General features: G+C 50.7%; 24 protein-coding genes. 12 read left to right on the top strand and 12 right to left on the bottom strand.

Annotated features, from left to right (window positions below; genetic code table 11):
* The 3 genes from CJP72_RS10170 (at position 1) to CJP72_RS10160 (ending at position 3,295) form a co-directional block, all read left to right on the top strand.
* Positions 1–936 (top strand): LysR family transcriptional regulator, encoded by a 936-nt coding sequence (locus tag CJP72_RS10170; RefSeq protein WP_238340041.1) that lies wholly within the window; start codon positions 1–3, stop codon positions 934–936.
* A gap of 335 nt (positions 937–1,271) precedes the next feature.
* On the top strand, positions 1,272–1,802 hold the full coding sequence (locus tag CJP72_RS10165; RefSeq protein WP_162380742.1) for an NlpC/P60 family protein: 531 nt from the start codon (positions 1,272–1,274) through the stop codon (positions 1,800–1,802).
* Between the two features lie 212 nt (positions 1,803–2,014).
* A complete protein-coding gene (locus CJP72_RS10160; protein ID WP_162380741.1) occupies positions 2,015–3,295 on the top strand; it encodes a DUF445 domain-containing protein in 1,281 nt (426 codons plus the stop codon).
* Between the two features lie 736 nt (positions 3,296–4,031).
* On the opposite strand, the gene bglB is transcribed toward CJP72_RS10160, so the two are convergent.
* The 3 genes from bglB to CJP72_RS10145 all read right to left on the bottom strand — a co-directional run bounded on the left by bglB (position 4,032) and on the right by CJP72_RS10145 (position 8,183).
* Positions 4,032–5,114, bottom strand: coding sequence for a beta-galactosidase BglB (gene bglB, locus CJP72_RS10155; protein ID WP_162380740.1), 1,083 nt, complete (start codon positions 5,112–5,114; stop codon positions 4,032–4,034).
* Complete coding sequence (locus tag CJP72_RS10150) at positions 5,111–6,268, bottom strand: hypothetical protein (RefSeq protein WP_162380739.1); 1,158 nt, start codon at positions 6,266–6,268, stop codon at positions 5,111–5,113. Before CJP72_RS10150 ends, bglB begins: the two co-directional genes overlap by 4 nt.
* 241 nt (positions 6,269–6,509) lie before the next feature.
* Positions 6,510–8,183 (bottom strand): hypothetical protein, encoded by a 1,674-nt coding sequence (locus CJP72_RS10145; RefSeq protein ID WP_162380738.1) that lies wholly within the window; start codon positions 8,181–8,183, stop codon positions 6,510–6,512.
* 404 nt (positions 8,184–8,587) lie between these two features.
* Between CJP72_RS10145 and CJP72_RS10140 the strand changes: the two genes are divergently transcribed.
* From CJP72_RS10140 to hypT, 5 genes are all read left to right on the top strand, one after another.
* Positions 8,588–9,751 carry an MFS transporter gene (locus CJP72_RS10140; RefSeq protein ID WP_162380737.1) on the top strand — a complete coding sequence of 388 codons (1,164 nt, stop codon included), beginning with the start codon at positions 8,588–8,590 and terminating at the stop codon, positions 9,749–9,751.
* Positions 9,752–9,934: 183 nt separating this feature from the next.
* Positions 9,935–10,621, top strand: a complete 687-nt coding sequence (locus CJP72_RS10135; RefSeq protein WP_162380736.1) for a YjiH family protein — start codon at positions 9,935–9,937, stop codon at positions 10,619–10,621.
* Entirely contained in the window at positions 10,618–11,079 is a 462-nt protein-coding gene (locus CJP72_RS10130) for a YjiG family protein (protein WP_162380735.1), read from the top strand. Before CJP72_RS10135 ends, CJP72_RS10130 begins: the two co-directional genes overlap by 4 nt.
* A gap of 12 nt (positions 11,080–11,091) precedes the next feature.
* Positions 11,092–12,258 (top strand): beta-aspartyl-peptidase, encoded by a 1,167-nt coding sequence (iadA, locus tag CJP72_RS10125; protein WP_162380734.1) that lies wholly within the window; start codon positions 11,092–11,094, stop codon positions 12,256–12,258.
* Between the two features lie 69 nt (positions 12,259–12,327).
* The gene (hypT, locus tag CJP72_RS10120) at positions 12,328–13,236 is read left to right on the top strand and encodes a hypochlorite stress DNA-binding transcriptional regulator HypT (protein WP_162380733.1); all 909 of its coding nucleotides are present in this window, start codon (positions 12,328–12,330) and stop codon (positions 13,234–13,236) included.
* A 7-nt stretch (positions 13,237–13,243) separates the two neighbouring features.
* Here the strand turns inward: hypT and CJP72_RS10115 are convergent, their stop codons facing one another.
* The 4 genes from CJP72_RS10115 to CJP72_RS10105 form a co-directional block, all read right to left on the bottom strand.
* Entirely contained in the window at positions 13,244–13,975 is a 732-nt protein-coding gene (locus tag CJP72_RS10115) for an aspartate/glutamate racemase family protein (protein ID WP_162380732.1), read from the bottom strand.
* Positions 13,976–14,310: 335 nt separating this feature from the next.
* The gene (locus tag CJP72_RS25850) at positions 14,311–14,445 is read right to left on the bottom strand and encodes a hypothetical protein (RefSeq protein ID WP_255498275.1); all 135 of its coding nucleotides are present in this window, start codon (positions 14,443–14,445) and stop codon (positions 14,311–14,313) included.
* Positions 14,446–14,470: 25 nt separating this feature from the next.
* Entirely contained in the window at positions 14,471–15,733 is a 1,263-nt protein-coding gene (locus CJP72_RS10110; RefSeq protein ID WP_162380731.1) for an aromatic amino acid transporter, read from the bottom strand.
* Positions 15,734–15,913: 180 nt separating this feature from the next.
* Positions 15,914–17,284, bottom strand: a complete 1,371-nt coding sequence (locus tag CJP72_RS10105; protein ID WP_162380730.1) for a tyrosine phenol-lyase — start codon at positions 17,282–17,284, stop codon at positions 15,914–15,916.
* Between the two features lie 1,040 nt (positions 17,285–18,324).
* Here CJP72_RS10105 and CJP72_RS10100 point away from each other — a divergent pair.
* The 3 genes from CJP72_RS10100 (at position 18,325) to CJP72_RS10090 (ending at position 21,380) form a co-directional block, all read left to right on the top strand.
* Positions 18,325–19,029 (top strand): GntR family transcriptional regulator, encoded by a 705-nt coding sequence (locus tag CJP72_RS10100; RefSeq protein WP_162380729.1) that lies wholly within the window; start codon positions 18,325–18,327, stop codon positions 19,027–19,029.
* Positions 19,030–19,037: 8 nt separating this feature from the next.
* Complete coding sequence (locus CJP72_RS10095) at positions 19,038–19,991, top strand: sugar phosphate isomerase/epimerase family protein (RefSeq protein WP_162380728.1); 954 nt, start codon at positions 19,038–19,040, stop codon at positions 19,989–19,991.
* A gap of 135 nt (positions 19,992–20,126) precedes the next feature.
* Positions 20,127–21,380 (top strand): MFS transporter, encoded by a 1,254-nt coding sequence (locus CJP72_RS10090; RefSeq protein WP_193568681.1) that lies wholly within the window; start codon positions 20,127–20,129, stop codon positions 21,378–21,380.
* Positions 21,381–21,550: 170 nt separating this feature from the next.
* Here the strand turns inward: CJP72_RS10090 and CJP72_RS10085 are convergent, their stop codons facing one another.
* Genes CJP72_RS10085 through CJP72_RS10065 form a run of 5 tightly spaced genes read right to left on the bottom strand, consistent with a single transcriptional unit; the run spans position 21,551 to position 24,976 of the window.
* On the bottom strand, positions 21,551–22,147 hold the full coding sequence (locus CJP72_RS10085; RefSeq protein WP_162380726.1) for an HvfX family Cu-binding RiPP maturation protein: 597 nt from the start codon (positions 22,145–22,147) through the stop codon (positions 21,551–21,553).
* Between the two features lie 4 nt (positions 22,148–22,151).
* Entirely contained in the window at positions 22,152–22,871 is a 720-nt protein-coding gene (locus CJP72_RS10080; protein ID WP_162380725.1) for an HvfC/BufC family peptide modification chaperone, read from the bottom strand.
* Between the two features lie 12 nt (positions 22,872–22,883).
* A complete protein-coding gene (locus CJP72_RS10075; RefSeq protein WP_162380724.1) occupies positions 22,884–23,699 on the bottom strand; it encodes a DUF692 domain-containing protein in 816 nt (271 codons plus the stop codon).
* Positions 23,687–24,007, bottom strand: coding sequence for a hypothetical protein (locus CJP72_RS10070; RefSeq protein WP_162380723.1), 321 nt, complete (start codon positions 24,005–24,007; stop codon positions 23,687–23,689). Before CJP72_RS10070 ends, CJP72_RS10075 begins: the two co-directional genes overlap by 13 nt.
* A gap of 3 nt (positions 24,008–24,010) precedes the next feature.
* Complete coding sequence (locus CJP72_RS10065) at positions 24,011–24,976, bottom strand: MBL fold metallo-hydrolase (protein ID WP_162380722.1); 966 nt, start codon at positions 24,974–24,976, stop codon at positions 24,011–24,013.
* A 437-nt stretch (positions 24,977–25,413) separates the two neighbouring features.
* Between CJP72_RS10065 and CJP72_RS10060 the strand changes: the two genes are divergently transcribed.
* A complete protein-coding gene (locus CJP72_RS10060; protein WP_162380721.1) occupies positions 25,414–26,469 on the top strand; it encodes an alpha/beta hydrolase in 1,056 nt (351 codons plus the stop codon).
* The last annotated feature ends 90 nt before the right edge of the window (positions 26,470–26,559 follow it).

The following is a 26,559-nucleotide window of genomic DNA, read 5'->3' as shown; positions in this document are numbered from 1 at the left end:
ATGATACCGCCTCCCTCCTCCTTCACGGTGCCCGGCATGCTCGATCCTCAGGCCAACAGCCGCATTCGCTTTCGGATGCTGCGCTATTTTCAGACCCTTGCCGACGAGCTGCATTTTGGCCGCGCCGCTACGCGGCTGAACATCTCTCAGCCGCCGCTCAGCGTACAAATCAAAGAGCTGGAAGAGATCCTCGGTGTGGAATTGTTCGAACGCTCCAGCCGCAAAGTCGCGTTGACCCACGCCGGAAAAGTGCTGAAAGCCGAAGTGGACAGGCTGCTTAGCGCCACCGAACAGTCGCTGAACTACGTGCGCCAGATTGGCCGCAGCGAAAAGCAGCACATCAACATTGGGGTGATTGGCAGCGCGATGTGGGGGCCGTTGCTGGAGCGCATGAAAGCGTTTCGGGAAGCCAACCCCGCCGTGAACTGGACGCTGCATGAACTGGGGCAGCACGAGCAGATCGACGCGTTGCGCGCCCGCACCATCGACATCGCCATTAACCGTAATGTGATTCCTCACGTCGAAGCGAAGATCCGCTGCCAGTTGATCGCCCGTGAAGCAGTGAAGATCGCCGTGCATGAAAGCGATCCGCTGTGTCATCGCACTAAAGTCTCGCTTGTCGATCTGGCGGATCGGGCGTTTATTTCTCTCTCCTTTACCCGCAGCGATTTTGCTCATCAGGTGTATGAGCACTGTCTCGAACTGGGCGTCTCGCCGTTGATTACCCATCAGGTTTTCGAGCCGCAAACCGCGCTGGCGCTGGTCAGCACCGGCAGTGGCGTGGCGTTATTACCGGAAACCTGCGGGCTTATCTACTGGCCTGGTGTGACTTTTCTCCCGCTGGAAGAGACGATCCCAGCCGACCTGTACGCGTTATGGTACGACGAGCCTTTACCTGAACTGTTCACCCGTTTCCTGGAAGCACTGCGTGGCTAGTGGTACGTTTTTTCGCCGCCTTGCTCCCGCGTCTATTTTTTACGAATAAGAACAATCGCAGAAAGCATATCTAAAACAGGTGATTACAGAATTTTTATAATAACCTCACTTAATATTCACTCTCCCGCCTTTTGGCACAACCCCACCCCATCACTTTGATAAACAATCAGTTTATCAACCAGTCCAATTGTGGATCGCCTGGTGAGCGATATATTCATTCATCACTGATATTATTTTTTGGCGTCGTTAAAAACACAAATTAAAACCCTCATGGTTGATGGGGTTCTTTTGCGCAAAAACGTAAGGATTTGATCATATAAATTAGTTTTCGAGTTATGCTTCGTATTATTTTATTTATTACATTTGTACTTTCCTCATCAACCACCTTTGCTTTCGAGCACATTATTCCAGGAGAGTGGGGAGACGGTAATTTTTATACGTTGAGATCATCGTCTCTGCCAATATCCACCTCAAAAGAGGGGGATATGAAACACCGTATTATGGACGAATTTGCAGTATGGAAAGGAACCCGTTATCTCTGGGGCGGCGATAGCCATAGTGGCATTGACTGTTCGGCTTTCACCCGAAGAGTAATAAAAACAGTTTCTCATCTGAATTTACCGAGAACAGCCGCAGAGCAAAGTCACATGGGCTATCTGATTCAACAGGAACAGCTGAAACCTGGAGATCTGGTCTTTTTTATGACAAAACCCAATGTTCGCCATGTTGGTGTCTTTGTCGGTAATGATCAATTTATCCATGCGTCGAGTTCTCATGGCGTGATGATCTCTCATCTGTCAGGGAATTACTGGCAGGAACATTTTCTGACCGCCAGGAGAATGAAGCCTGTACGGGAATTTTCATAACGTTCAGATTTGCCACCGTCAGATTGAGAACATATCAATCTGACGGGCAATCCTGTCTGGCGAAGCCCCCGGACACCGGCTTTCGCCAGCTTTCGACGATGGCAGCCCGCTAACGTCGCAAATATAAAAACGGCCTTACCGTACCGTCAGTTTCACGACCCACACAGTCCCCGCTTTGCACGATCGTCCCGTCTGGCTCTATCCTTACCCTTATGAATAAAATTGCTGAACTCAAACGCGCCAAGTTGCTGGCGCTCTCTTTGCTGCTGATGGCTGCGGCAACGTTTGTCATTACGCTCTTTTTGCCGCCCAACTTTTGGGTACTGGGCATTAAGGCGATTGCCGAAGCTGCAATGGTCGGCGCACTGGCCGACTGGTTTGCGGTAGTGGCGCTGTTTCGTCGGGTACCGATTCCGTTTATTTCTCGCCATACGGCGATTATTCCGCGCAATAAAGACCGGATCGGCGAAAATCTGGGGCTGTTCGTCCAGGAGAAGTTTCTCGATACCCAATCACTGGTGGCGCTGATTCGCCGCCACGAACCGGCCAACCTTCTTGGCCACTGGTTCAGCCAGCCGGAAAACGCCCAGCGGATAGGTCAGCATCTGTTGCAGATCATGAGCGGTTTTCTGGAGCTGACCGACGACGCCCGTATTCAGCGGCTGATCAAACGTGCGGTGCATAAAGCCATTGATAAGGTGGATCTTTCCGGCACCAGCGCAGTAATGCTGGAGAGTATGACCAAAAACGATCGCCATCAGGAGTTGCTTGATACGCTGATTGCTCAGCTCATCGCCCTGCTCCAGCGCGACAGTTCGCGGGCGTTTATCGCCCACCAGATCGTGCGCTGGCTGGAGACCGAACATCCGCTGAAAGCGAAGATTTTGCCGACCGAATGGCTGGGAGAACACAGCGCCGAACTGGTTTCGGACGCCGTCAACTCGCTGCTCGATGACATTAGTCACGATCGCGCCCATCAGATTCGTCATGCGTTCGATCGCGCCACGTTTACCTTGATCGACAAGCTCAAACACGATCCTGAAATGGCCTTACGGGCGGAAAATATCAAAGCGTATCTGAAAGAAGATGAGGCATTTAACCGTTATCTTGGCGAGCTGTGGTCGGACGTACGCCAGTGGCTGAAAGCGGATATTAATGCTGCGGATTCCCGGGTGAAGCAGCGGATCGCCCACGCCGGACAATGGTTTGGTGAAACACTGGTTGCTGACGACGCGCTGCGCGCATCGCTGAATGGTCATCTGGAGCAGGCCGCGCGTAAGGTTGCGCCAGAGTTCGCCGCGTTCCTGACGCGCCACATCAGCGATACCGTTAAAAGCTGGGATGCGCGGGATATGTCGCGGCAAATTGAGCTGAATATCGGCAAGGATTTGCAGTTTATCCGCGTCAACGGCACGCTGGTCGGCGGCTCTATCGGACTGGTATTGTATCTGCTCTCGCAAATTCCGTCTCTGCTGACGCTGTCGAACATTTAATGCAGACGACTTGCCGGATGGCGGCTTCGCCTTATCCGGCCTACCAACTGCCGAACATTTAATGCGGATTGAAGGCCGGGATTGCCGGATGGCGGCTTCGCCTTATCCGGCCTACAGACTGCCGAACCTTTAACGCGGACGTGAAGACCGGGCACGCCGGATGGCGGCTTCGCCTTATCCGGCCTACAGACTGCCGAACATTTAATGCGGACGTGAAGGCCGGGCACGCCGGATGGCGGCTTCGCCTTATCCGGCCTACAGACTGCCGAACCTTTAACGCGGACGTGAAGACCGGGCGCGCCGGATGGCGAACATTTAACGCGGATGTAAAGGCCGGGCACGCCGGATGGCGGCTTCGCCTTATCCGGCCTACAGACTGCCGAACATTTAATGCGGACGTGAAGACCGGGCGCGCCGGATGGCGGCTTCGCCTTATCCGGCCTACAGACTGCCGAACATTTAATGCGGATTGAAGGCCGGGATTGCCGGATGGCGGCTTCGCCTTATCCGGCCTACAGACTGCCGAACATTTAATGCGGACGTGAAGACCGGGCACGCCGGATGGCGGCTTCGCCTTATCCGGCCTACCGACTGCCGAACATTTAATGCGGATGTGAAGACCGGGCGCGCCGGATGGCGGCTTCGCCTTATCCGGCCTACAGACTGCACCTAATTCGGTCAAACGGCGCAGGTTTGTAGGCCGGATAAGGCATTTATGCCGCCATCCGGCAAAACGCTATCGCGTTGCCTCAAGCCAGTTACCCTGGTCCATTTCCAGCAACAGCAACATGGTGAGCGCCTGCGCATAAGGCACTGGTGCCATCGCGATGTCACAGTAATACTGAATATCCCAGCCGAGCATCGTCCCACGAGAGGCTTCCAGCACCAGACCGCTGTCGTCGACTCGCGCCATCACGGCGTCGAACGCGCGCAGCGCATTGGCGCCGACCGCCGCATCCAGAATCCCCATCCGCACGCCGCGCAGCATACCGTAGGCGATGCCTGCCGTTGCTGACGATTCCTGCGGTGAAAGCGGATCGTCAAGCACCGTATGCCACATGCCGTTGTCGGCCTGTAGCTCGCAGAGCGTGCGAACCTGGCGCGCCACCACCTGCGACAGAAAACGCCGTACGCTGGTGTCGAGATGTTCGCCCATCAGTTCGATAAACTCCGGGATCGCCACGGTGATCCACGCATTGCCCCGCGCCCAAAATGCCCCGGCGTAATGGTGTTTATCGACAAACGTCCAGCCGTGATACCACAGCCCGCTCGCCGGATCGCTGAGATAGCGCGTATGCAGCAGGAACTGGTATCCGGCTTCATCAATCAGATCCTGACGTTTCAGCGCAATGCCCGCCACGCCCAGGAACAGACAGGTCATAAACAGCGTGTCATCCCACAGCTGGCCGGTATTGGCCTGCTCTTTCACCACATGCTGGAAACCGCCCTCTTCCGTTTTCGGTAAATCACGCAGTAGCGCATCCGCCCAGTCGTTGACGACGGTCAGCAGATCCTGGCGCTGATGATGTTTCGCCACCAGCGCCAGCGCGATCATCGGCGCCGTGGTGTTGATCTGCATCTCCGGCAAACCTTTAGCGATCTGCGTTTCGTACCAGGTGAGGATCGACTGTTGCAGCGCCGTGTCCTGCTGGAAGTCTGCAAAACGCCAGAAACCGTACAACCCCACGCCGATCTCCCACTCCCACTCTTCAAAGTGGATCGAGAATCCGTCGCTGGTGCCCACTTCATCAAGGTTTTTCAGACGGCAAAATCCGCGAACTACCTGATCCAACGTTCCCATCAGTGCATCACGATTCATGCCTGAACTCCTTTAATTAACCTGGTCGCACGATCGCGCAGACTCGCATCGTCTGCCATGAGAGCGAGAGCAGACAGCCCTCGATAATCAACGGGATAACTGACTACTGCATTCAATTCAGCCAGCCCCTGCGCTTCAACCACGCTGAGCCAGTTTTCCAGCCGTGCTTTGGCGATTGCCTGTTGATCGCGCCCTTTGCGACACGACGCGATAAACAACCCGTCCGGGAAGCTCAGCCCCGCCAGATACTGCGCGGCATGGAAAGCCAGCGCGTGATTCTCGGTGTCAAAGCGCATGGCGTCGCATCCGCGTTCATCCCGCCAGTAGCGGTAACCCATCAGCGTGGATTTTATGCGGCGGAACAGGACATCGGAAAAATACTCGCCCTGGTGACAACGCCAGATTTGCAGTAGTGGCAACACGGAGAACACCGAGCCTTCTTCGCGCGCGCTGATGTGCTTGAGGACGCTGTACAGCAGTGCCTCCGCCTGTGGTCCATATTCTCGCTGTTGCATCATCGTCAACAGGCGACTGGCGCAGGTGTTCGTAGGGGAAACCACCGGATGCTGCGACGTGCATTGATGCTCAGCCTGTACCTGGCTGTGGGGAAACGCCGCGCTCAGCGCTTGCGCGCCCAGGTAGACCATGTTCAGAGCGCAGGTCATCTCGCGCTCCGCCAGTTCATCCAGATGGATGAGCAGACTGTTTTTCCCTGCGCGTAACGGGATTTCGACGTCGATATGCTGCATGAGGTTGCGCGTAAACGGCGTGAAGCAGGCGACCTGAGCGCCACGACACCAGACTCGTACCCCGCCGCAGGTTCCCAGACGAAAGGCAAATGTCCCGGTCGACGGTGCGTAAAGATCAATCGCCAGCCAGCGCTGAACGTGAAACGGCAGCGGACTGAAGCCGGAGAAAGAGACCACGCCATTTTCATCGGCGATAACGGCTTCATTGCAGGACATAGACACCGCGGGATTGACCGCGCGCTGCGCCAGGTTTTGACGAAACACGTCGCGACAAAATGTTTCACTGGTCGCCGGGTCCGCCCCTTCGCCCGTGTAAAATTCGGCAAAGCGTTCTGTTTTTGCCGCTGAAAACAGGAAACGCGTCAGTGCGTCTCCCTGTACCACTTTCCAGTCACCTTGTGACATATTTCCTCATCTCCAGCAGAATTCATGCGATGGGCGATATGATCAGCGGGTTTGATTTTTGAGGCGAGCAACCATTTTTGGGGAATATCGGGTTATGCCTGACAACTCACAATCTGGAGAATAGCAGGGGATGCAGCGTGACAAAGATCACGCTTTATTATGGATAATGGCAATGTGATGTGATGCATATCACGCAAAATTTGAGTCGCCGCTCATTTAAGTGATCCAAATCACATAAAAATCACCCTTTCAGGATTTTAAGTTCATCGCTCAGGCTGTCAGCCAGCTCCCGCACCCGCGAGGCGTCAAACAGAACGTGCATTCCGGGCGACGCATCCGCGTGTTTTGTACAGTAATCTTCCAGCTCAGCTGCGCTACGGTACAGCTCCTGAATGTTGATCTGGCAGATCTCGCGCATGCTCCAGCTGTTTTCCGCTTCGTGAGCAAAACGCAGGGTGAAAAAGGCTTTCTGAGCATGTAAAAACAGATGGCAGTAGAGCGCAAAACCTTGCCATTCCTCCAGCCAGCGGCGTTTTAGCGCCCAGGGAAACGCCGCCGTTTGCGCAAAATTCAGCGCCTGTTCACGCAGTGCTGCCGAGGCCTCCCGGGCTTCGTCTTTTTCACTGGCAATACGCGAAAGGCAGGCGGCAGAGGTTTCGACATCGCTACGATCGAAGGTGATATCCCGCTCCGAACCGGGCAGCCAGTGGTTACGGTTAAGCTGTCCGTACAAACTCCAGACCGCCTGACCGTAGCTTTCCGGTACCTGACTGTGACGGTGAAAAACATGGTCACGCACGTAGATGGCTTTGTACAGCACTTGCCCCGCCTGCTCCATCAGCGAACAGAACGTCTCAAACGTTTTCTCGTCGGGACGCCAGCCGTAGGTTTCATCCAGCCACCAGGTCATCAGTTGCGCTTCGGTATAGTGCGTCCCGTTACTGGCAAGCATCCGGCTACACGCCACCAGATTACAGGCGCTCAGGGTGCCCATGACCCAGTGGTTATCGACGCCTTCCCAGCTGGCTTTACATACCGCGCCACGAATCGCCGGGTTGCTGCGACACCACAATAATCGCCCTTGTAACTCATTGATACGCGGGAACGGGAAAACGCCCCAACAGACTTCTTCGCCGACCAGATCGATGTCGGCCCACACTTCACGTTCACGGACCTGCAACAGCGCCGGGTTGTTGGGAAAGGAGGGCCAGAACCGCTCAGGCGTCAGTTTGATGGAGACGCTGACGCTCTCCGGCAACGGGCGGATCGCCGCCAGCACATTGCCGAGATCGTGATTCCCGGCAGGGAATACGCGCAGTACCAGATGTTTGTTTTCAGTCTGCATTACGCGGGATAACGTATTGAAACAGCGGCTGTAAATGGAAAAACTGCGCTCGTCACGTTGCGGCTGCGTCGTGTCGTCTTCCGACGGTAATTCCCAGTTAGGACGCGACACCGGCAGCAGGCCGTCGGTGTTGGAAATCGCCACCAGTAAACCGGTAAGCGCCGGAATACGCTGGCAAATCAGTGAGACTTTGTCGGCGAGATAACCGCACCAGAAATCGACGTCAAAGCGGACGCCGCGGCCAGGTTCAAACAGTTGCGGATGCGCGAGCAGCAGATCGGTCGGAAAGTTAAACTCTTTGGCTTGCAGGTAAAAACGCAGCCCTTTTTGCTCACAGAGTTTTCCCAGCCGGTTGAGGTAGACGCAGCGGGCACGCTGCTGGCTGGAAAGGCGGTCGTTATACTGATGTGGCGTATAGCCTTTGGGGGAAACCAGTTTGTCGAACAGATCCACCTGCCCAACAATAAGGGTATTAAAATCATGCGCTACGGCCCATTCGACCAGTTCGCAGGCTTTTTCCCAGTTCCAGTACGCCTGATTGTTAAGTTCCAGCGCTCGTGTTTGCCACATCTTCATTTACCTCTACCGCACGTTTTCGCCCGTATAGATAGCATAGAACAAGGCGTTTGTGCGCTGGTGTCGCACGATATCCCCCTTATTTAATCGTCTTTATTTATCATTCAGAATTTCTTAAATTTTTTATATTTACTGGCGCAATATTTTCTTGATTTTATTTAACGCCATCGTAATAAAAAATATTCCCACTCCATCAGTGGTTTTCCGTTATTGACGTCTCCTGCTCTCGTTATTTTTAACATTTTCACACAAGGATAAAACATCAGAATTCCTCAGAAACGACTGTCCGGGCATGGTCGCCCCACCCCATAAAGCCGCCACTGATTATTTTACTTTTTATTATCATTTACCTATGTATGATAACAAAACAATCCTAAGAGAGAGAAAGAGAACAGGGCATGATTCAGGGGGAGACGGATTCAGATCGCTATTCCATCAGGACATCGCTTTTTGGCATGCTGGTACTGGCGCTGGGCATGGGGATTGGCCGTTTTCTGTATACCCCGATGTTGGCGTTGCTTCTGACGGAAGGCCATTTCTCTTTCAGCCAGCTCTCCTGGATAGCCAGCGCTAACTATGCTGGCTATCTGGCGGGAAGCCTGTTGTTCTCCTTCGGCCTGTTCCATCTTCCCTCACGTTTACGCCCCATGCTGCTGTCTTCGGCTATTGCGACCGGAGCGCTGATCGTCGCCTTGTCGGTGTTCACGCAACCCGCCCTGGTGATGCTGATACGTTTTCTGGCAGGGGTCGCCAGCGCCGGAATGATGATTTTCGGCACCATGACCGTGCTGCACCATACGCGTCATCCGTTTGTGATTGCCTCGCTTTTTTCCGGCGTTGGCGCAGGCATTATTCTGGGTAATGAATATGTCATCGCGGGTATCCAGATGTCGTTGGACTCTCACGTACTCTGGCTTGGCGCAGGCGCGCTCTCCGGTCTGTTACTGCTGTTGCTGGTCGGACTGATGCCCCATCGCGCTCACGCGCTGCCCCCTGCACCACTGGCGACTGCGCGTAATCCCGTCATGCGTTGGTGGCAACTGGCGCTCCTGTACGGCCTTGCCGGATTCGGCTATATCATCGTCGCCACCTATTTACCGCTGATGGCGCGTAACGCAGGCTCACCGCAAATCGCCTTGCATCTCTGGTCACTGGTGGGACTGGCGATTATTCCGGGCTGCTTCGGGTGGTTATGGGCGGCAAAACGCTGGGGGGTGTTGCAATGCCTGACGGCGAATCTGATTATCCAGGGCGTCTGCGTTATGCTGACCCTCGCCAGCGACGCGCCGCTACTGCTTATCATGAGCAGCATCGGTTTTGGCGCAACCTTTATGGGCACGACCTCGCTGGTGATGCCTCTGGCACGCCAGTTGAGCGTTCCGGGCAACATCAATCTATTGGGTGTCGTGACGCTGACCTACGGTATCGGTCAGATCGTCGGCCCGATGTTAACCAGTATGCTGGGCAACGGTTCAGAGGCGCTGACTCATGCCACCCTGTGGGGTGCCGCAGCGCTGTTCTTCGCCGCAGCCATCAGCGCCATGCACCTGTCTAAACGTTAGCGCCAGCCGCGACGTAAACGGATCAATACTCTCCCCCTTTCCCTGAGCTATGCAAGAAACGCATAGCTCGAAACATACTTGCATTTTCCCCTTATCCCCATGACTGATAAGGTCATTCAGTTTCAGGCCCGACGTGGCCTGTCGCTGCAAACACACATCATCAAAAAAATAACGGGGTTCACTATGGCGCAACAAGGGGAACAAGCGGCCATACCGCTTGCAACGGAAAAGGTTGGAATTAAAGGGTATCTGGCATTTTTTCTGACCATCATTTTCTTTTCGGGTGTTTTTTCAGGAAGTGAGGGATGGTGGCGCGTGTTTGACTTTACCGTGCTGAATGGCGGGTTTGGTCAACTTCCCGGCAGTACAGGACACGCCACCACATCATTTCGCGGTGCGGGTGGAACAGGGGCAAAAGATGGCTTTCTGTTCGCGCTGGAACTCGCCCCGTCGGTGATTCTCTCTCTGGGCATCATCGCCGTCACCGACGGTCTGGGCGGTCTGCGGGCAGCTCAACAATTGATGACCCCCGTCCTCAAACCGTTGCTGGGTATTCCCGGTATTTGCTCGCTGGCGTTGATCGCGAACCTGCAAAACACCGATGCGGCAGCCGGTATGACCAAAGAACTGGCACAAGAAGGCGAAATTACCGAGCGGGATAAAGTCATTTTTGCGGCGTACCAGACCAGCGGCAGCGCCATTATCACCAACTATTTTTCCTCCGGCGTTGCCGTGTTCGCGTTTCTTGGCACCTCCGTAATCGTCCCGCTGGCAGTGATCCTGGTCTTTAAATTTATCGGCGCGAATCTGCTGCGCCTGTGGATTAACATCGAAGAACGTCGTCACCCTCTGCAAGGAGCACAATCATGACCACTCAAGTTCGCAAAAACGTCATGGACATGTTTATCGACGGCGCCCGTCGCGGTTTTACCATTGCTACCACCAACCTGTTGCCCAACGTCGTCATGGCGTTCGTGATCATTCAGGCCTTAAAAATTACGGGTTTACTCGACTGGGTGGGACACATCTGCCAGCCGATCATGGCGCTGTGGGGACTTCCCGGCGAAGCGGCAACGGTTCTGTTAGCCTCGCTGATGAGCATGGGCGGCGCTGTCGGCGTCTCTGCAAGCCTGCTCACGGCCGGAGCCTTAACCGGTCACGACGTCACTGTTCTGCTCCCGGCCATCTATCTGATGGGTAACCCGGTACAGAACGTCGGTCGCTGCCTCGGTACTGCCGAAGTGAATGCCAAATACTATCCCCATATCATCGCGGTGTGCGCGATCAACGCATTACTGTCGATCTGGGTTATGCAGCTTATTGTTTAGTAAGGAGCCATCATGTCTGATTTATCCGCTGCAGAGTTTATTCTGTTGCAGGGGGCGCATCTGTTTGCGCCAGAAGACCGGGGGATTTGCGACGTGTTGCTGGCCAACGGCAAGATTATTGCCGTTGATACTGCTATCCCGGCAGACATAGTACCGGACTGTACCGTCATTGATTTACACGGGCGCATTTTGTGCCCGGGTTTTATCGATCAGCACGTTCATTTGATTGGCGGCGGCGGTGAAGCCGGCCCCACCACACGGACGCCGGAAGTGACGCTGAGCCGTCTCACTGAAGCGGGGATCACCACGGTTGTCGGTTTGCTGGGCACCGACTCCGTCACCCGCCATCCGGAATCCTTACTGGCGAAAACCCGGGCGCTGAATGAAGAAGGGATCACCGCCTGGATGCTGACCGGCGCGTATCATGTGCCTTCGCCGACCATCACCGGTTCCGTGGAAAAAGATGTGGCGCTAATCGATCGTGTTATCGGTGTGAAATGCGCGGTATCCGATCACCGCTCCGCCGCGCCAGGCGAGTATCAACTGGCCAGTATGGCGGCGCAATCACGCGTGGGCGGGCTGCTCGGCGGGAAACCCGGCGTCAGCGTGTTCCATATGGGCAGCAGTAAAAAAGGTCTGCAACCGCTGTATGACATTCTGGAAAACAGCGATGTGCCGATGGGAAAACTGCTTCCCACCCACGTGAACCGCAGTGAAGATCTGTTCGATCAGGCGCTGGCCTTCGCGCGCAAAGGCGGCACCATCGATATCACCAGCGGCATTCCCGGCCCGGTGACGCCACCAGAGGGGATCGCACGCGCAGTGAAAGCGGGTGTGCCACTAGCACAGGTCACGCTCAGCTCTGATGGTAACGGCAGCCAACCGTTGTTTGACGCGGCGGGCAATCTGACGGGCATTGGCGTTGCCGGTTTCGACAGTTTGCTGCAAACACTGCAAGCGCTGGTCAACGATTATGGTTTTACGCTGACGGATGCGCTACGTCCACTCACCACCAGCGTGGCAACATTTCTGAGTCTTTCCGGTAAAGGTGAAATCCTGCCCGGTCACGATGCCGACCTGCTTGTCATGACGCCGGAACTGCGTATTGAGCAGGTTTACGCGCACGGAAAACGGATGGTCGTGGACGGTAAAGCCTGTGTAAAAGGGACGTTTGAGTAGGTTGAAACGGTTGTCAGCCGTTCGAATGAACGTAGAATGCGCAAACGAGCGGCTGACAGGTAAACAGGAATGGACGAGAGTGGTGCAGGTTTGCATAACATTGAAACGAAATGGCTTTACGATTTTCTGACCCTGGAAAAGTGCCGGAACTTCTCGCAGGCCGCGATCATCCGTAATGTCTCACAGCCTGCGTTTAGCCGCCGGATCCGCGCGCTGGAAAGCGCTGTGGGCGTCGAACTGTTTAATCGCCAGATCTCCCCGCTGCAACTCTCTGAGCAGGGAAAAATCTTTCACTCTCAGATTCGTCATCTGTTGCAACAACTGGAAAGTAACCTGACGGAACTGCGGGGCGGCAGCGATTTTACACTGCATAAAATCAAAGTTGCCGCAGCGCATTCGCTTTCCCTCGGCCTGTTGCCGGGCGTTGTCAGAGCGATGCCAACGCAGTTTACCTGGTCCGTTGAGGCCATCGATGTCGATCAGGCTGTCGATATGCTGCGGGAAGGGCAAAGCGATTTTATCTTCTCTTATCACGACGAAAATCTGCTACAGGCGCCGTTTGCCAACATTCGTTTGTTCGAGTCGCAACTCTTCCCCGTCTGCGCCTGCAACGAACAAGGGCAGCCGCGCTATTCCCTTGAGCAGCCTCACTTTCCTTTGCTGAACTACAGCCGAAACTCTTATATGGGCAGGTTGATCAACCGCACGCTGACCCGCCACGCCGAGCTCAGTTTCAGCACATTTTTTGTCTCTTCAATGAGTGAATTGTTAAAGCAAGTGGCGCTGGACGGCTGCGGGATTGCCTGGTTGCCGGAGTATGCCATTCGTCAGGAGCTCCGCAGCGGACAGCTGATCGTGCTGGACAATGACGCGCTGGTGATTCCTATCCAGGCTTACGCGTACCGCATGGACACGCGCATGAACCCTTTAGCGGAACGTTTCTGGAGCGAACTGCACAGCCTTCACACCGTCCCCTGAACGTCAATCAGGCATGAGCAAACTGTTCCGGTGCCGCAGTCTGCGTATCCGGCCAGGACTCATACCAACGAATAGCGGCACGTACCAGTGACGCAGTCGAGTCGATAAAGCGGCAACCAGAGTCCTCCTCATGCCCGGAGACGATAAGGGGAATTTCGGTGCACCCCATTATGATCATCTGCGCACCACGGGAAATCAGCCGTTCGATTTGCGGAAACAGCAGCTTTTCCGCCACCGGTTTATTGCCGCTTTTCAGGGCATAAATGGCCTGCATCACCTGTTCCTGCTCCGCGTCTTCCGGTGAGATCAGGGTGAGTCCCTGCGCCATCGCTTTGTTCTGATACAACCCTGTCGCCAGCGTGGCATTCGTCGCCAACAGACCCACGCGTTTGACCGATGGCGGGATTTCGCCCAGAGTCGCATCCAAAATGCTGATCATCTCCACCTTAGCCACCGCCCGCAGATCCTCAAACCAGTAATGTGCGGTATTGCAGGGGATCACAATACATTCCGCCCCCGCCTCTTCCAGCATGTGCAGATAACGTTCAAGGTAGTGATAGGGTGAAGGACCGCCGGATAATAAGCAGGCCGTGCGATCGGGAATATCCGGGATCGAGCTCACAATCAGCGGAATATGCTGCTGATCGCAGTTGGCACCGCGTAAGTAAACAAACTTATCCAGCATATCTGCCGTCGCGGCTGGCCCCATTCCACCTAAGATCCCAATCGTATGTTTCATCGCTTTCCCACTGCTCAGCTTGAGTTCAGAAACACACTATCAGCATGATGTTGAGCTAAAAAATGCCGTTTTATTAGCGGCTATGCGTAAAAATCATAGCCCCCTCTTCCCCGCGACAGCCTGTTGCCACTGTGAACAAAAAGCTTTACACCTTCGCCAAAAAGAGAACGTTGAGGCTATCTTTTAAGCGCTTTCAGAGCAGCATAAAATAGCGTCGATGTTTCAAATAGAGGATTGTTGTTATGTTGTTCTGGAAAAAGATGGTGAGAAGAATCGACGCGTTTGCAACGTTGCTCCCACCAGCCTACTTCCGGGTGTAAAACCAGGCAGGCCTGTCACCGACAGGCCTGATTCCCTTTCCCTTCTTTACGTTTACGCAATCCGGATGTTCTTAACACACCCACCCACATCCGTAGCCAGGTATAACGGTACACCAGCGGATGCTGCCACCTGAGTAATGTCAGAAACATGGCGACTCCTTTCTTGCCTGAAGACCTAGCGGAATGTCGGCAACAAGCCAAAGACATCCAGAACAACGGTCAGGTAGACAATCCCGCCTCCCACAATCACCAGATTCAGCACCGTGTTGTTACAAGGAGAGGTGTAATGCGACGTCGCAAAACGCTTACGTGCGGCTTTGACCAAAATAGGAGGCAAGATCACGCTCCAGATGGTAAACGCCAGACCCGCGTAACCAATCGCATGCACGAAACCATTCGGGAAGAAGAAGCACACGGCGGCGGGTGGGAAATAGGTCACCAGCGCGGTTTTCAAACGTCCTATATTGTCATCCGGGAAGTGAAAGAGATCGGCAATATAATCAAACAGACCCAATGTGGCCGCCAACAGTGAACTGGCAACTGCGAAATTACCGAAAAACGTCAGGATCACGTCCATATACCGACTGGTAAATAGCCCGCTAATGGCTTCCACAAACACATCGATATTCCCCCCTTTGGCAATGATGGGAGGAAAGTCCGCACGGCTGATATTCCCCATCGTGACCGCCAGCCAAAAGATATACAGCAGCACGGCAAAGAGCGTACCGATAATGATGGAGCGCGTAATGTGAGGTACGCCCTCGGTTCCGTAAAGTTTAACCAGACTCGGCACGTTGCCATGAAAACCAAAAGAGATAATACAAAACGGCAGCGTCATCAGAATGTACGGAAGGTATTGCGCATTCGGTAGCGCGATACCGACGCTATCGACCAGTTTTGCCGCGTCAATATGACCGACCAGTCCGGAGAAGGTGGCAAAAAACGCCACAAATTTACCAATGATAAGAACGGTCGTAATTCTCCCGACCAGCAATGAACTGTACCACGCGATCACGCCGACCAGCATGCTGACAAGGACCACTGAAATATTTGCAGGAAAACGAACACCACTATATTTGAACACAGTCTGCGCCATCACCGCCGAAGACCCGGAGATATAAGCGTAGGTTAAAATGTACAACACAAAACCAAAAGCAATCCCAACGACAACATTCCACTTTTGCCCCAGCAAATCCTGAGTAAACGTATTAAAACTGGCTCCAGCACCATAGTGAAGGTTAACTTCTACTAACATCAGGCCGGTTAACAACATCATGATGGCAATAACAATCAAAATGACAGAAGCACCGGGAAACCATACGCCAGCCATCGCAATAGGAAGAGAAAACATCCCCCCTCCCACCACGGTTGCAATGACAAGCATTGTCCCGCTAATTAATCCGGGGGTACTCTGTCTTTCAATGGCATTAATATCCATAATAAATGTTCCTGTTGACTATTATTTATAATTACAGCTGTCATTTGTGCATCTTCGGATAATGAACGTGTTGAAGTCAGATTTGCATTTTTATTAGTCAGCAAGGTATCGCCGAAACGGTAAAGGTTTCCTGTTCTGTGAAAACAAAAAGGCCCCAGTTACCTGGGGCCACGAAAAAAATTAAATATAGTCAAATCGCGCAGTAAAGAAGCGTAACTGCTTAGGCTCATAAATGAACTTAAGCCCACGAATATCTTCTTTATGCTGGTACAGTTTAATAATACCGTCGGCCACCACATCCATATGTGCATAGGTGTAAACGCGGCGTGGAATCGTCAGACGCACTGTTTCCAGTTTTGGACGGTGGTTCTCACCGGTCTCTTTGCTGCGACCGGCAGAGATAATACCGCGCTCCATACTGCGAACGCCCGTTTCCACGAAAATACTGGCTGCCAGACTTTGCGCCGGGAACTCATCTTGCGTCAGATGCTCACAGAAACGACGCGCGTCCAGGAACACCGCATGGCCGCCGATCGGCTCAACAATTGGCACGCCCGCAGCCTTCAACTTATCGCCCAGGTAGCGAACCTGTTTAACACGGTGCTCAATGTATTCGTACTGCATGGATTCACGCAGACCAATGGCCATGGCTTCCATATCACGACCCGCAAGGCCGCCATAAGATGGCATCCCTTCGTAAACCACCACCAGTTCTTTGGCTTCAGAGAACATTTCATCGTCATTCATGCACAGGAAACCGCCGATATTCACCAGACAGTCTTTTTTGCCGCTCATGGTGCAACCATCGGCATAACTGAACATTTCATGCACGATATCTTTGATGCTCGTATTCTCGAACCCTTGCTCCTGCTCTTTAATGAAATAGGCGTTTTCCACGCAACGGGTCGCATCGTAGAACACTTTAATACCGTGAGCCTGAGTTAATTCTCTGACGGCGCGCATATTCGCCATAGAAACAGGTTGACCCCCCGCAAGGTTAACCGTGACTGCCAGGCAAATATAGGCAATATTTTCTGCGCCTTTTTCATCAATCAGTTTTTGCAGTTTATTAAGATCAATATCACCTTTAAATGCAATATTCAGAGCGGCATCGTGTGCCTCATCGCGTACGATATCGATAAAGATCGCACCATTTTTTTCCTGGTGATAACGCGTGGTGGTGAAATACATGTTCCCGGCAACATATTGCCCTGGTTTAATCGCCAGTTGTGACAGCAGGTTTTCTGCGCCGCGCCCCTGGTGAGTAGGAACAATATGTTTAAAACCAAACAGTTCCTGGACCGTTCTTTCCAGATGATAGAAGTTTTCGCTCCCCGCATATGCTTCATCACCAATCATCATACCGGCCCACTGCTTATCGCTCATCGCGTTGGTGCCACTGTCTGTCAGCAGGTCAATATAGATATCTTTCGAGTTTAACAGGAAAGTATTGTAACCTGCTTCCTGCATTTTCTGAATGCGCTCATCACGCGAGATCATAGATACAGTTTCAACGCTTTTAATACGGAAGGGTTCTGCCGGATAATTCATTTTGTTTCTCCAGTAAACAGTGTTCATGTTCGTATTAATGTGAAGTAAAGCACCTTTATCTCATCAACAAGCGCCGAGGAGATATAACTATTCACCGCCTAAAGCAGGGGTGGAAATAATGTGTTGGCACTATGCAAGATTTAATTAATGAAGAAAATAGCGCCTACAGCATTAATTATTCCAAATGATAAAGAAAAGTGTAAATACGCGTGATATAAATCACACATTATTTTCTTAGCTTTTCATATTCAACAAGTTATTTTCCACGTAGTGAAATGCGACTTCCCTCCAGACGCTGTAAAAGCAAGAATGAACTGAAAACATAACTTTCCAGCCCCTATTCAACTCACATTCGCTATTTTTACAGACGGGCATAGTGAGATCACGATCACTCTCTACGGTTAACTTTGTGATTAACATCACTAAAAGTGTAAAGTAATTTGTACAAAACGACGTACTTTCAGAAATTATGATTTACTTCAGAGATGAAAATCACGTTTTTATGCAATGACTTTGCAATGCAAAATCTGACACGTGAGACCATTAGCGGGAATGATTTTTAATGGCGTGAAATAGCTATTTTCCGACAAACTTATTTTCTTGAAATATATTTAAAGGCGTCGGTTATATTTTATATATTTCTTGAGCGCATTGCGTCTTCCTGATTATGCATACAGTTATTTATCATTATACAAGGGTGTTGTTACTCTTCCATTCCACAAATCTTTGTCCTCTGAATCCCCCCTACCTTCGAAACAATTTACTATTTCATAACAATCCTTCTTTCATCCAACCACCTGGATTTAGAAAAACAAAACAATTATCAAAATAGCAACAGATACATCAGCGAGGGTGACGCCAAAGATCATGTTTTATTTTAAATGCTGGCGAAATCACCAATAAAACGTATTTCAAATGAATGCACAATAGATCATTTGCGATAAAGGACACAAAATTTAACCGTCATTGGCGAAAAAACTTGCTGTTTAACTTAAATACCTTAAATTAGCGAAAAATTGGTTTATACCAGATTGGTGAGAATGAAAGACAAAAGCTATGTAGATATCATCCGGGAGCGCCTGGAAAGGTGGTTATCTGAGACAAATCTGGCAGCGGGTTCACGACTTCCTTCAGAGCGGGAGCTATGCGAACTGCTGGATACCCGCAGGATGACGTTGAGACAAGTGTTACTGGAGCTGGAAGTCGCCTCTCTCATCTTCAGGAAAAATCGTAGCGGCTGGTTTATTGCACCTAAGCGTTTCATCTATAACCCAAAAGCGCAGTCCAGCTTTAATGCAGAAGCCCGCGCCCAGGGTCGACTGCCGTTTTGGGGGTACCTGGAAGAGGAAGTGTGCGAAGTGCCTCCCACCAGTGTCACGAAGGCGTTCTCTGAAAATACCAGTAGCTATCTCATCACAGGCTGGTGTGGTCTTGACGGACATAAGGTTTTTTATCATGAGTCCTACATTGATGCCGACTTCGCCCCTGGTTTTATTAATAAAATCAACAACCAGTCATTTGCAGAAGTCTGGGAAAGAGAATTCAGTCAGTTCCTGAGCATAAAAAGCATGGTATTTAAACCCGTAAAAATACCTGATCAGGCATGTAAAGAGTTGGGCGTTGCACCAAATTCCTTCGTCATTCTGGTCGAAAAACACCGGGCAACACGAGAGAAAAGAGTGGTTCAGATTGACTTTGAGTACTGGAGACTGGAGTCCGTTGAACTCTATATCAAAGATGAATGAGGGTGAAAATGAAAACAACAGAAAGGGTATGCCTCGCTGAGCGAGCCAGCAATATTCCTCTATATTTGCATGCCTATGCATTTCATTTAAATATGCGGTACGAACGGATTCTGCCGGGCGATCTACTGGATATTGCACACCAGCATCAATTACAGGGCGTGAAGATTCATGTTGAGGATGGTGAAACTCAGGCCTTACAAATGTTGAGTGACCATCAGTTATTGGATTTCAGGAAAAAAGCAGCAGACTACGGCCTGGATGTTAACATTGAAACCAGCGCATCAGATAAAAAAACGCTGGACGATGCTATCAGGATTGCCCATGCGACAGGCGCTTCATCCGTTCGTTTTTACCCTCGCTATGAGGGGCACCTGCAAGATGTCATGGAAAAGATTGCTTCAGATATACACTATTTATCTCAGTTTGATGATTGCGGCTTAACATTCACGATAGAGCAGCATGAAGATTTGAAAGGAGAGGAACTGGTCCATTTAGTAAAACAGAGTGGAATGAAGAACCTTTCCATACTTTTTGACTTCGGCAATATGATTAATGCCAATGAAAAACCGCTAGACGCCCTGAGAACCATGGCACCGTATATAACGCAAGTGCATGTAAAAGATGCCAAAATAATTCAGGACGGTTCCGGCTGGGCGCATGAAGCGTGCCGCTCCGGGCATGGCGATTTACCCATGGAAGAGATGCTCAAAGAGTTATTACTGCTGGGAGAGGACAAACCACAGGTAATATCCTTCGGTCTTGAAGAAGAAGTCGATTACTTTGCTCCTGCTTTCCGCTTCGACGATGAAGGAGATAACCCGTGGATCCCCTGGAGAACCGCAAGTTATACACCGTTACCTGATGCCGATAAAGTTGATGAGCGTCTGGCGCTGGAAGCAGAACATGCGATAGAACAAATTCACTACGTTAGAAATATCTGTAATAAATTTATTAACCAATAATCATTTTAAATATTATAAAGTAATCTTACACAAAACATTAACATCGACTTTCTTACGCACCCGATATTATTCAGGTGCGAATGCTGAAAGTTATTATCTCAATTCACTTATATACGTGAAGGTATAATTATGTTCATGAACAAGTGGGCACGGCTGTGCTTTTTAGTCCTCGGCGGAGGAACGATATTTAAACTTTCCAGCATGAAGGATGTATTTTACGTTCCGATGCAAAATGACTGGGGTTTAACCAATACCCAAATTGGCCTCGGTTTCACGGTATATACCATTGTTCAGACGACAGGGCTGTTTCTTTCCCTTTATATTGCTGACCGCTATTCCAAGAAAATACTGTTACCCTTTGGGTTGATTGGTGTTGGACTCTGTGGGTTATATTTATCCACACTGCCTTCATTCACCGGTTATCTCTTCTGTTTTGCGGCAATGGCCTTCTTTGGCGATGTCATATTCTGGCCCGTATTGTTAAAAGCTGTACGCCTGCTGGGAAAACAGGAAGAACAGGGACGCATGTTTGGTTTCCTTGAAGCTGGCCGTGGTGTTGTGGATGTGATTGTCGCCTCCGGTGCCTTGTTTGTTTTTGTGCAGTTCGGCGAAGGTAAAGCAGGCATGCAGGCGGGTTTGCTTTACTACACGATAATTACGCTCGCCGTCGGTGTTATCACCTATTTCATTGTGGGCGATGATGACAAAGTTACCGCTCGCGATAACAGCAGTGCCAATCTGGAAGTACTCAAGGGCATCAAACATGTTCTGACCTGCGCTAACGTATGGCTGGCTGCATTTGGTATTTTCTTTGTGTACGCCGCGTACTGTGGATTAACCTACTTCATCCCTTTCTTAAAGGATATCTATATGTTACCGGTGGCCCTTGTGGGGGCGTACGGTATCATCAACCAGTATGCGTTAAAAATGGTCGGCGGCCCGATTGGCGGATTCCTTGCCGATAAAGTGACGAAATCTCCGACGGTCTATCTGAAATGGACGTTCCTGATCGCCGCGATTGCCATGATCCTCTTTATTCAGTTGCCTCACGAGTCCATGAATGTTTACGTCGGAATGGCGGTGACATTAGGATTTGGCGCCATTATTTTCTCCCAGCGCGCGATTTTCTTTGCGCCAATGGATGAGATCGGCATCTCACGTCAGTACAGTGGTTCCGCGATGGCATTTGGTTGCATCATCGGTTATATGCCAGCCATGTTTGCTTATACCCTGTACGGCTCGCTTCTGGATAACTATAAAGGCATTACCGGCTATAACTATGTCTTCAGCGTGATGGTGACCTTCAGTCTGCTGGGCTTCGTCTGTTCAACCCTTCTCACCAGAAGGATCAAGAAACAAAAAATGGCGTTAGAAGCAACGTCAGCATAATTGAATTATCGATGACTTTTCTGCCCTGAAAGTGAACACACCGACGGTAAAGAAAAGAAAGTAAGGATCGTCAGTTTTATACGCAAAAGTGGCAACCGAATAATCCTGTCGGCTGCCACTTCTCTTCGCAATAATACGGCTTCGTTTTAAGATGTCAGAGCAATATCACGCTACTGATTACGCCAGACAGGCGTCACCTTTTTCAGCCAATAATCCACACTGACATATTTCCCGCCACCGTAGATCAACAGCACTAACAGCATGATGAAATACGTGGCAGAGAACTCAATACCGTTGTTCAGGATAATCGGATCGCCCAGTTGCGTAATATAGTTGTAACGGCCGGGAAAGTTTTCCATCAACCACTGGAGAAACGCTGTCATTCGCTGACTGGATTCCATGCTGTTACTGGCGATAGCCAGCCAACCGTGTGACCAGTGAACCATCAGACTGGCTACGCACATCACGACAATCATTGGAATGGCGATGATTCGGGTAAAAAGCCCCAGCGTAATGCAAATCAACCCCAGCACTTCAGTCGACGTTGCCAGAAACGCCAGCAGCCAGGGAAACGGTAGCCCCAGTCCCCCCTCTGCCGCCGGCTGCGAAAACCAGGCCACCGTTCCGCTAAACCCCATGACCTTTGAGTGTGCGCCGGCAAAAATCACCGGAATTAAAAAAAGGCGGATAAGCAGCAGCGGGATAAAGTCTGCTTTCTTTATTTTTGATATAACGAGCTTGTACCACGAAATTACGTTTATCAACATAGCATCACCCTTTGTATTTTAAAGACAAAAGTTCGTCGTTATTGTTGGTTTCCAGCCACGAGCGCAAAGAAAAATCAGCTAAAAAAGGTGAAGCCATATTTAGCAATCGTTCTGCTGAAATTATCTGGTGGTTAATCACTGATAATAGTCGCACATCAACCTGACTGAGCATCTTCTGATACAGCGCATTATTATGTTTCCGATAGAGTGCATAATAATTCAGGCGTTCTTCATCCTCATAACAAGGTTCTCCCTCGTGTATCCGAAACGGTAAGGCCACAATCTTCAGCGTGGGATTTCGCGCCACTTCCACATCGCCAGACAAAGGCATTTTCAAAGGACGTGGAACGTGACTGTCATCGATTTCCACTGCGTACATCAGCCATTCATATTCGATCAGCGCCAGATCGTGAGGCGATAACTGACGTTGCTGACGGATGAAAAGCAGCAACTCCGTCGCCACCTGATGAAATTCCGGTTGACTGGCCTGATGCTGATGAAGAAAAGCATCCGCCAGATCGCAAATATCGGCATTATTGACACGTCGACAAAATAAGGGAAAAACATGTTGCAACACGCTACCAATATTTTCTCTGACGATTTTCCGGTACAGCGACATACCACGAGAACAGGTTTCACCCGTTGTTACTCTGGCCCGAAGTTGGGCAGAAAACGTTGTCTCCATCTCGACCAATAATGCAGGTGCTAAATAATGTGTTGTCACAGGCACTCGCTTTTATAAAAGATATTCCCTGATTTGCGTTAATTCCGCACATAACGCCGCCAGTGGCGGAACGTTGTTATCTCGCTCCAGCAGCAAAGGTCTCGCGCCATGAAACTGGACGGTCTGTTTTGCCAATGTTAATACTTCTTCCAGTACGGGCATCCCATGGGTGTCGAGCCGGAACTCCTCATACTCCAGATGACCTGCAATGTGGTAATAGACAATCGACGACGACGGAATGCTGCGAATATACTCAAAAGCATCAAACCCATGATTGCAGGCATTCACATAGACGTTATTAATATCCAGCAGCATTCCACAACCGCTAAGGTTGAGGAGTTCCCCCCAAAATTCCGCCTCCGGCATTTCGCCCGCGTAGCGGTGATAGGTGGAGATATTTTCAAGAACCAGCTGCCGCCCCATGATATTTTGTACCTGCTCAATGCGCGCGACTAAATAAGGTAAGACATCGGTAAAACAAGGTACGGGCAACAAATCGTACAGATACCCCTGGCGATCGCGGGAAAAACATAAATGATCGCTGTAAATATCGATATGGTATTCGTCGAGAAAACGGCGAACATCATTAATATATTCTTCATTTAAAGGGCAACTATCACCAATAGATAAACTCAGCCCGTGCGCAATGAACGGGTATTTTTTGCTGATGTCTGCTAAATGTTCTTTTTTGGCACCGCCGATATTCATCCAGTTATCAGGGGCCAGTTCGAGAAAGTCGATATCATGACGGCGGGGTTGTTGTTGTAGAGCCGTGACATGTTCGCTCCGCAGCCCAATTCCGGCCCCCTTTGAGGTTATTTTCCGCATACGCCACTGACACATTTTTCAGCGTTCGCCAGTTGGGAAGATTCTGGTTTATTTATACCTTCACCTGTTAGCCCACATTTACCGTCTCTGGCACGTACCAGTTGATCCTGAGGATCATGCTTAAGTGCGGCCTGACTATAGATTTTCTCAGTACCGCATTTACCACTGGCACATTTACCGCTGCTGGTTGGCGCTTTATTCTGCACCTGACTGGCGTTTCCGCTCGCCTCTGTCGCGCTTGCAGGAGCAACCATTCCGGCGGCCATCATGGAACCCACGACGATTGAAAGTACGATATCTTTTTTCATCGGTTATTCCTTTGCATTGGCTAATGAAATCGGGAAACAGGAGAGATCACGACTGCTATAGACGGGGCCGTGGTAATACTGTTTCACAATGTCGATGGATTGATCTTTGAGACGCAACCCCTTACCCATAAAGTGATTCAGCACCAGTATTTTAGGATTGATTTCAGCCGCCACCTTACCCACCACATCCGGGGCAGCATGAATAAATTTCGAGGTTTCGTCAGTATCTTCATCAATGGCTAACGGCATCACCAGCATGTCCGCGCCTTTGGCAAAGCGGGCAAATGCGTTATTACTGCCATTCTGATCGGCTGAAACAACAATCGTGCCTTTCGCCGTTTCAATACGAAACGCCAGGCAAGGAACATCTCCGTGAGGAATACCCAGGGCCGTCACTTTCATTTCATCGTCCTGATACACCAATTGCGGGTCAGTGGCGGTGTAATTAATATCCTTAACGTGACTTGCAAGTTGTAATCCATCTGTCGCGTTATACAGTCCATTCAGATAAGAATAAGCACCATTTTCTTTTTTAAAGAGTGCATTAAAATATTGCATCATGGACGGGAATACGCCGCCGCTTTCCGGCCCCGCAAGGTTTATGGTCTCCTTCTCCTTCAGGAAATAGCCGCCTTTTAAAATCGGCGCTAAATCCGAGACATGGTCTGTGTGAAAATGGCTGATGGCAATGAGTTTTAAATCTTCCAGACGGGCGCCCGATTGGCCAAAACGTAAAAAAATACCGCCGCCAGCATCAATAAGAATGGCTGACTTCCCATTTAACCAAATAACTTCTCCCGATGACGCTCGCTGATCGTCTGTAATTGGCCCACCCGTGCCCAGCGTTTGCAACGTGAAATCCTTATTTTCGCACTGCAACCCTCCCGCCAGCACATTAGCAGAAAAAAAAAGCGAAAGAGTCAGCAATGACGCTTTTCGTAAATACAATGATTTTTTATTTTCTTCCATATAGCATTGTTCCTGTATATTAGGTACTGAAGTTTTTTTCCCTGCCAGACACTTAAAAAATGTAAAGAAAATGTAATTCAAATTTTAAATATAATAAAACCCATAATTTAACTTATCGATATCAGTTTTCTTGATAAGCAATGCCACAGGCAAAAACACCGAAAACAATCTGTGTTAACTCACGTTGTTATCCCAAATAACATTGATATAAGTAAGGGTTAATTTCGTAAAATCTCAGTCAGATAACAGGGAAAATAAGCAAGAATAGCTAAAAAACAATTTAACGATAAAAGTGTTTTGCTTAACCTGGCTACCCGATAAGCAATAATATTCTCACCGAGAAAAACACATTTTTACGCTGGGCTATATGCTTAACGAAGAAACATTATTGTACTCCCGAAGAGAAAATGAACTTCATATCTCAATTAGGATTATCCATGACGAAATTACTATTCCCCTTCGCCGCAATCACCACGGCCAGCATGTTCTGCTCCCCAGTGATGGCGGAGTCAGTACAAGAACAGCAGCGACGTTACCAGCAGGCGTGGCAGCATGCTAACGGTCCGCTGGTACAAGCACCACCCGCCCCGCTTGCCGCATTTCTGGAAAAACAGGTCAGCAATCCTGCGGCGGTTTACGATACGTTAAGCGCAAGAGAGGGGTTGGCGGCGCTAACCAAAGCGAACGTTACCACTTCAGACCCGATGGCAGCCGTGCTTAATGATGAAGTGGAGACCGGCGAACGGCACATCCCTGTTCGTATTTATCGCCCGACTCTGCAGGGAAAACAGGCTGTTTTGCTCTTTATTCATGGTGGTGGACATCTGAGTGGCTCGGTGGAAGTGTACGATCCTGTGGCCCGCCATCTGGCGAAAGCAACCGGAAATACCGTCATCTCTGTTGACTATCGCCGGGCTCCGGAAAGTCCCTATCCGCAGGGACTTTCTGATGCGCGGGCAGTAACAGAACAGATCTACACGCTATTAGATCGTCTGCGTATTCCGTATCAGCGTCAGTTAACGTTAGCCGGAGACAGCGGTGGAGGCGCCTTCAGCGCCACGCTCGCACAAGCATTCTCACGCACTCATCCAGGACTGATTAATCGACTGGTACTTATCTATCCCAGCCTGGATTACACCCTGAACTGGCCGTCTGTAAAAGAAAATGGCACCGGAAAACTGTTAGATGAAAGTAAGATCCGCTGGTATTTTCACCAGTACTTCCAGCATGACGAAGATCGTCAATCGGCATCGCCGCTCTACCTGCCTGTGAGTAAAGATTTCCCGGAAACCCTGGTCGTTAGCGCGGGCCTTGACCCACTGCGTGATGAAGGTTTTGCTTATGTCGCCCGCCTGCAAGCCGCAGGAGTACCGGTAACGCACCGCCATTTCCCGGGTATGGTCCACGCTTATCTCATGCTCGAAGACAAAATATCGGAAGAGGCCAGGACAACCTATCAGGCTATCGGGGAGTTCGTACGTCATTCGGGTTGAACCCGTGGGCTGGAGTAGATAGCGCCTGGCAGACGTTGGGCGCTATGGCACGGCGCGGCTGGTGCCATTCACCCGACACATATCGGCTCC

The organism is Citrobacter sp. NCU1, assembly GCF_010231475.1.
In the GTDB taxonomy this organism is placed as follows: domain Bacteria; phylum Pseudomonadota; class Gammaproteobacteria; order Enterobacterales; family Enterobacteriaceae; genus Citrobacter_D.
The sequence above is the reverse complement of the archived record's forward strand: the minus strand, read 5'-3'. Positions and strand labels throughout refer to the sequence as shown.

Excerpts from the sequence above, each read along its gene's own strand:
- CJP72_RS10110 (WP_162380731.1), bottom strand. The coding sequence starts at position 15,733 with ATGGATATTAATGCCATTGAAAGACAGAGTACCCCCGGATTAATTAGC.
- CJP72_RS10135 (WP_162380736.1), top strand. The coding sequence starts at position 9,935 with ATGGCGCAACAAGGGGAACAAGCGGCCATACCGCTTGCAACGGAAAAG.
- CJP72_RS10160 (WP_162380741.1), top strand. The coding sequence starts at position 2,015 with ATGAATAAAATTGCTGAACTCAAACGCGCCAAGTTGCTGGCGCTCTCT.
- hypT (WP_162380733.1), top strand. The coding sequence starts at position 12,328 with ATGGACGAGAGTGGTGCAGGTTTGCATAACATTGAAACGAAATGGCTT.
- CJP72_RS10140 (WP_162380737.1), top strand. The coding sequence starts at position 8,588 with ATGATTCAGGGGGAGACGGATTCAGATCGCTATTCCATCAGGACATCG.
- CJP72_RS25850 (WP_255498275.1), bottom strand. The coding sequence starts at position 14,445 with ATGTTTCTGACATTACTCAGGTGGCAGCATCCGCTGGTGTACCGTTAT.
- CJP72_RS10105 (WP_162380730.1), bottom strand. The coding sequence starts at position 17,284 with ATGAATTATCCGGCAGAACCCTTCCGTATTAAAAGCGTTGAAACTGTA.
- CJP72_RS10115 (WP_162380732.1), bottom strand. The coding sequence starts at position 13,975 with ATGAAACATACGATTGGGATCTTAGGTGGAATGGGGCCAGCCGCGACG.
- CJP72_RS10090 (WP_193568681.1), top strand. The coding sequence starts at position 20,127 with ATGAACAAGTGGGCACGGCTGTGCTTTTTAGTCCTCGGCGGAGGAACG.
- CJP72_RS10095 (WP_162380728.1), top strand. The coding sequence starts at position 19,038 with ATGAAAACAACAGAAAGGGTATGCCTCGCTGAGCGAGCCAGCAATATT.
- CJP72_RS10145 (WP_162380738.1), bottom strand. The coding sequence starts at position 8,183 with ATGTGGCAAACACGAGCGCTGGAACTTAACAATCAGGCGTACTGGAAC.
- iadA (WP_162380734.1), top strand. The coding sequence starts at position 11,092 with ATGTCTGATTTATCCGCTGCAGAGTTTATTCTGTTGCAGGGGGCGCAT.
- CJP72_RS10150 (WP_162380739.1), bottom strand. The coding sequence starts at position 6,268 with ATGTCACAAGGTGACTGGAAAGTGGTACAGGGAGACGCACTGACGCGT.
- bglB (WP_162380740.1), bottom strand. The coding sequence starts at position 5,114 with ATGAATCGTGATGCACTGATGGGAACGTTGGATCAGGTAGTTCGCGGA.
- CJP72_RS10100 (WP_162380729.1), top strand. The coding sequence starts at position 18,325 with ATGAAAGACAAAAGCTATGTAGATATCATCCGGGAGCGCCTGGAAAGG.
- CJP72_RS10170 (WP_238340041.1), top strand. The coding sequence starts at position 1 with ATGATACCGCCTCCCTCCTCCTTCACGGTGCCCGGCATGCTCGATCCT.
- CJP72_RS10075 (WP_162380724.1), bottom strand. The coding sequence starts at position 23,699 with ATGCGGAAAATAACCTCAAAGGGGGCCGGAATTGGGCTGCGGAGCGAA.
- CJP72_RS10065 (WP_162380722.1), bottom strand. The coding sequence starts at position 24,976 with ATGGAAGAAAATAAAAAATCATTGTATTTACGAAAAGCGTCATTGCTG.
- CJP72_RS10165 (WP_162380742.1), top strand. The coding sequence starts at position 1,272 with ATGCTTCGTATTATTTTATTTATTACATTTGTACTTTCCTCATCAACC.
- CJP72_RS10060 (WP_162380721.1), top strand. The coding sequence starts at position 25,414 with ATGACGAAATTACTATTCCCCTTCGCCGCAATCACCACGGCCAGCATG.
- CJP72_RS10130 (WP_162380735.1), top strand. The coding sequence starts at position 10,618 with ATGACCACTCAAGTTCGCAAAAACGTCATGGACATGTTTATCGACGGC.
- CJP72_RS10070 (WP_162380723.1), bottom strand. The coding sequence starts at position 24,007 with ATGAAAAAAGATATCGTACTTTCAATCGTCGTGGGTTCCATGATGGCC.
- CJP72_RS10085 (WP_162380726.1), bottom strand. The coding sequence starts at position 22,147 with ATGTTGATAAACGTAATTTCGTGGTACAAGCTCGTTATATCAAAAATA.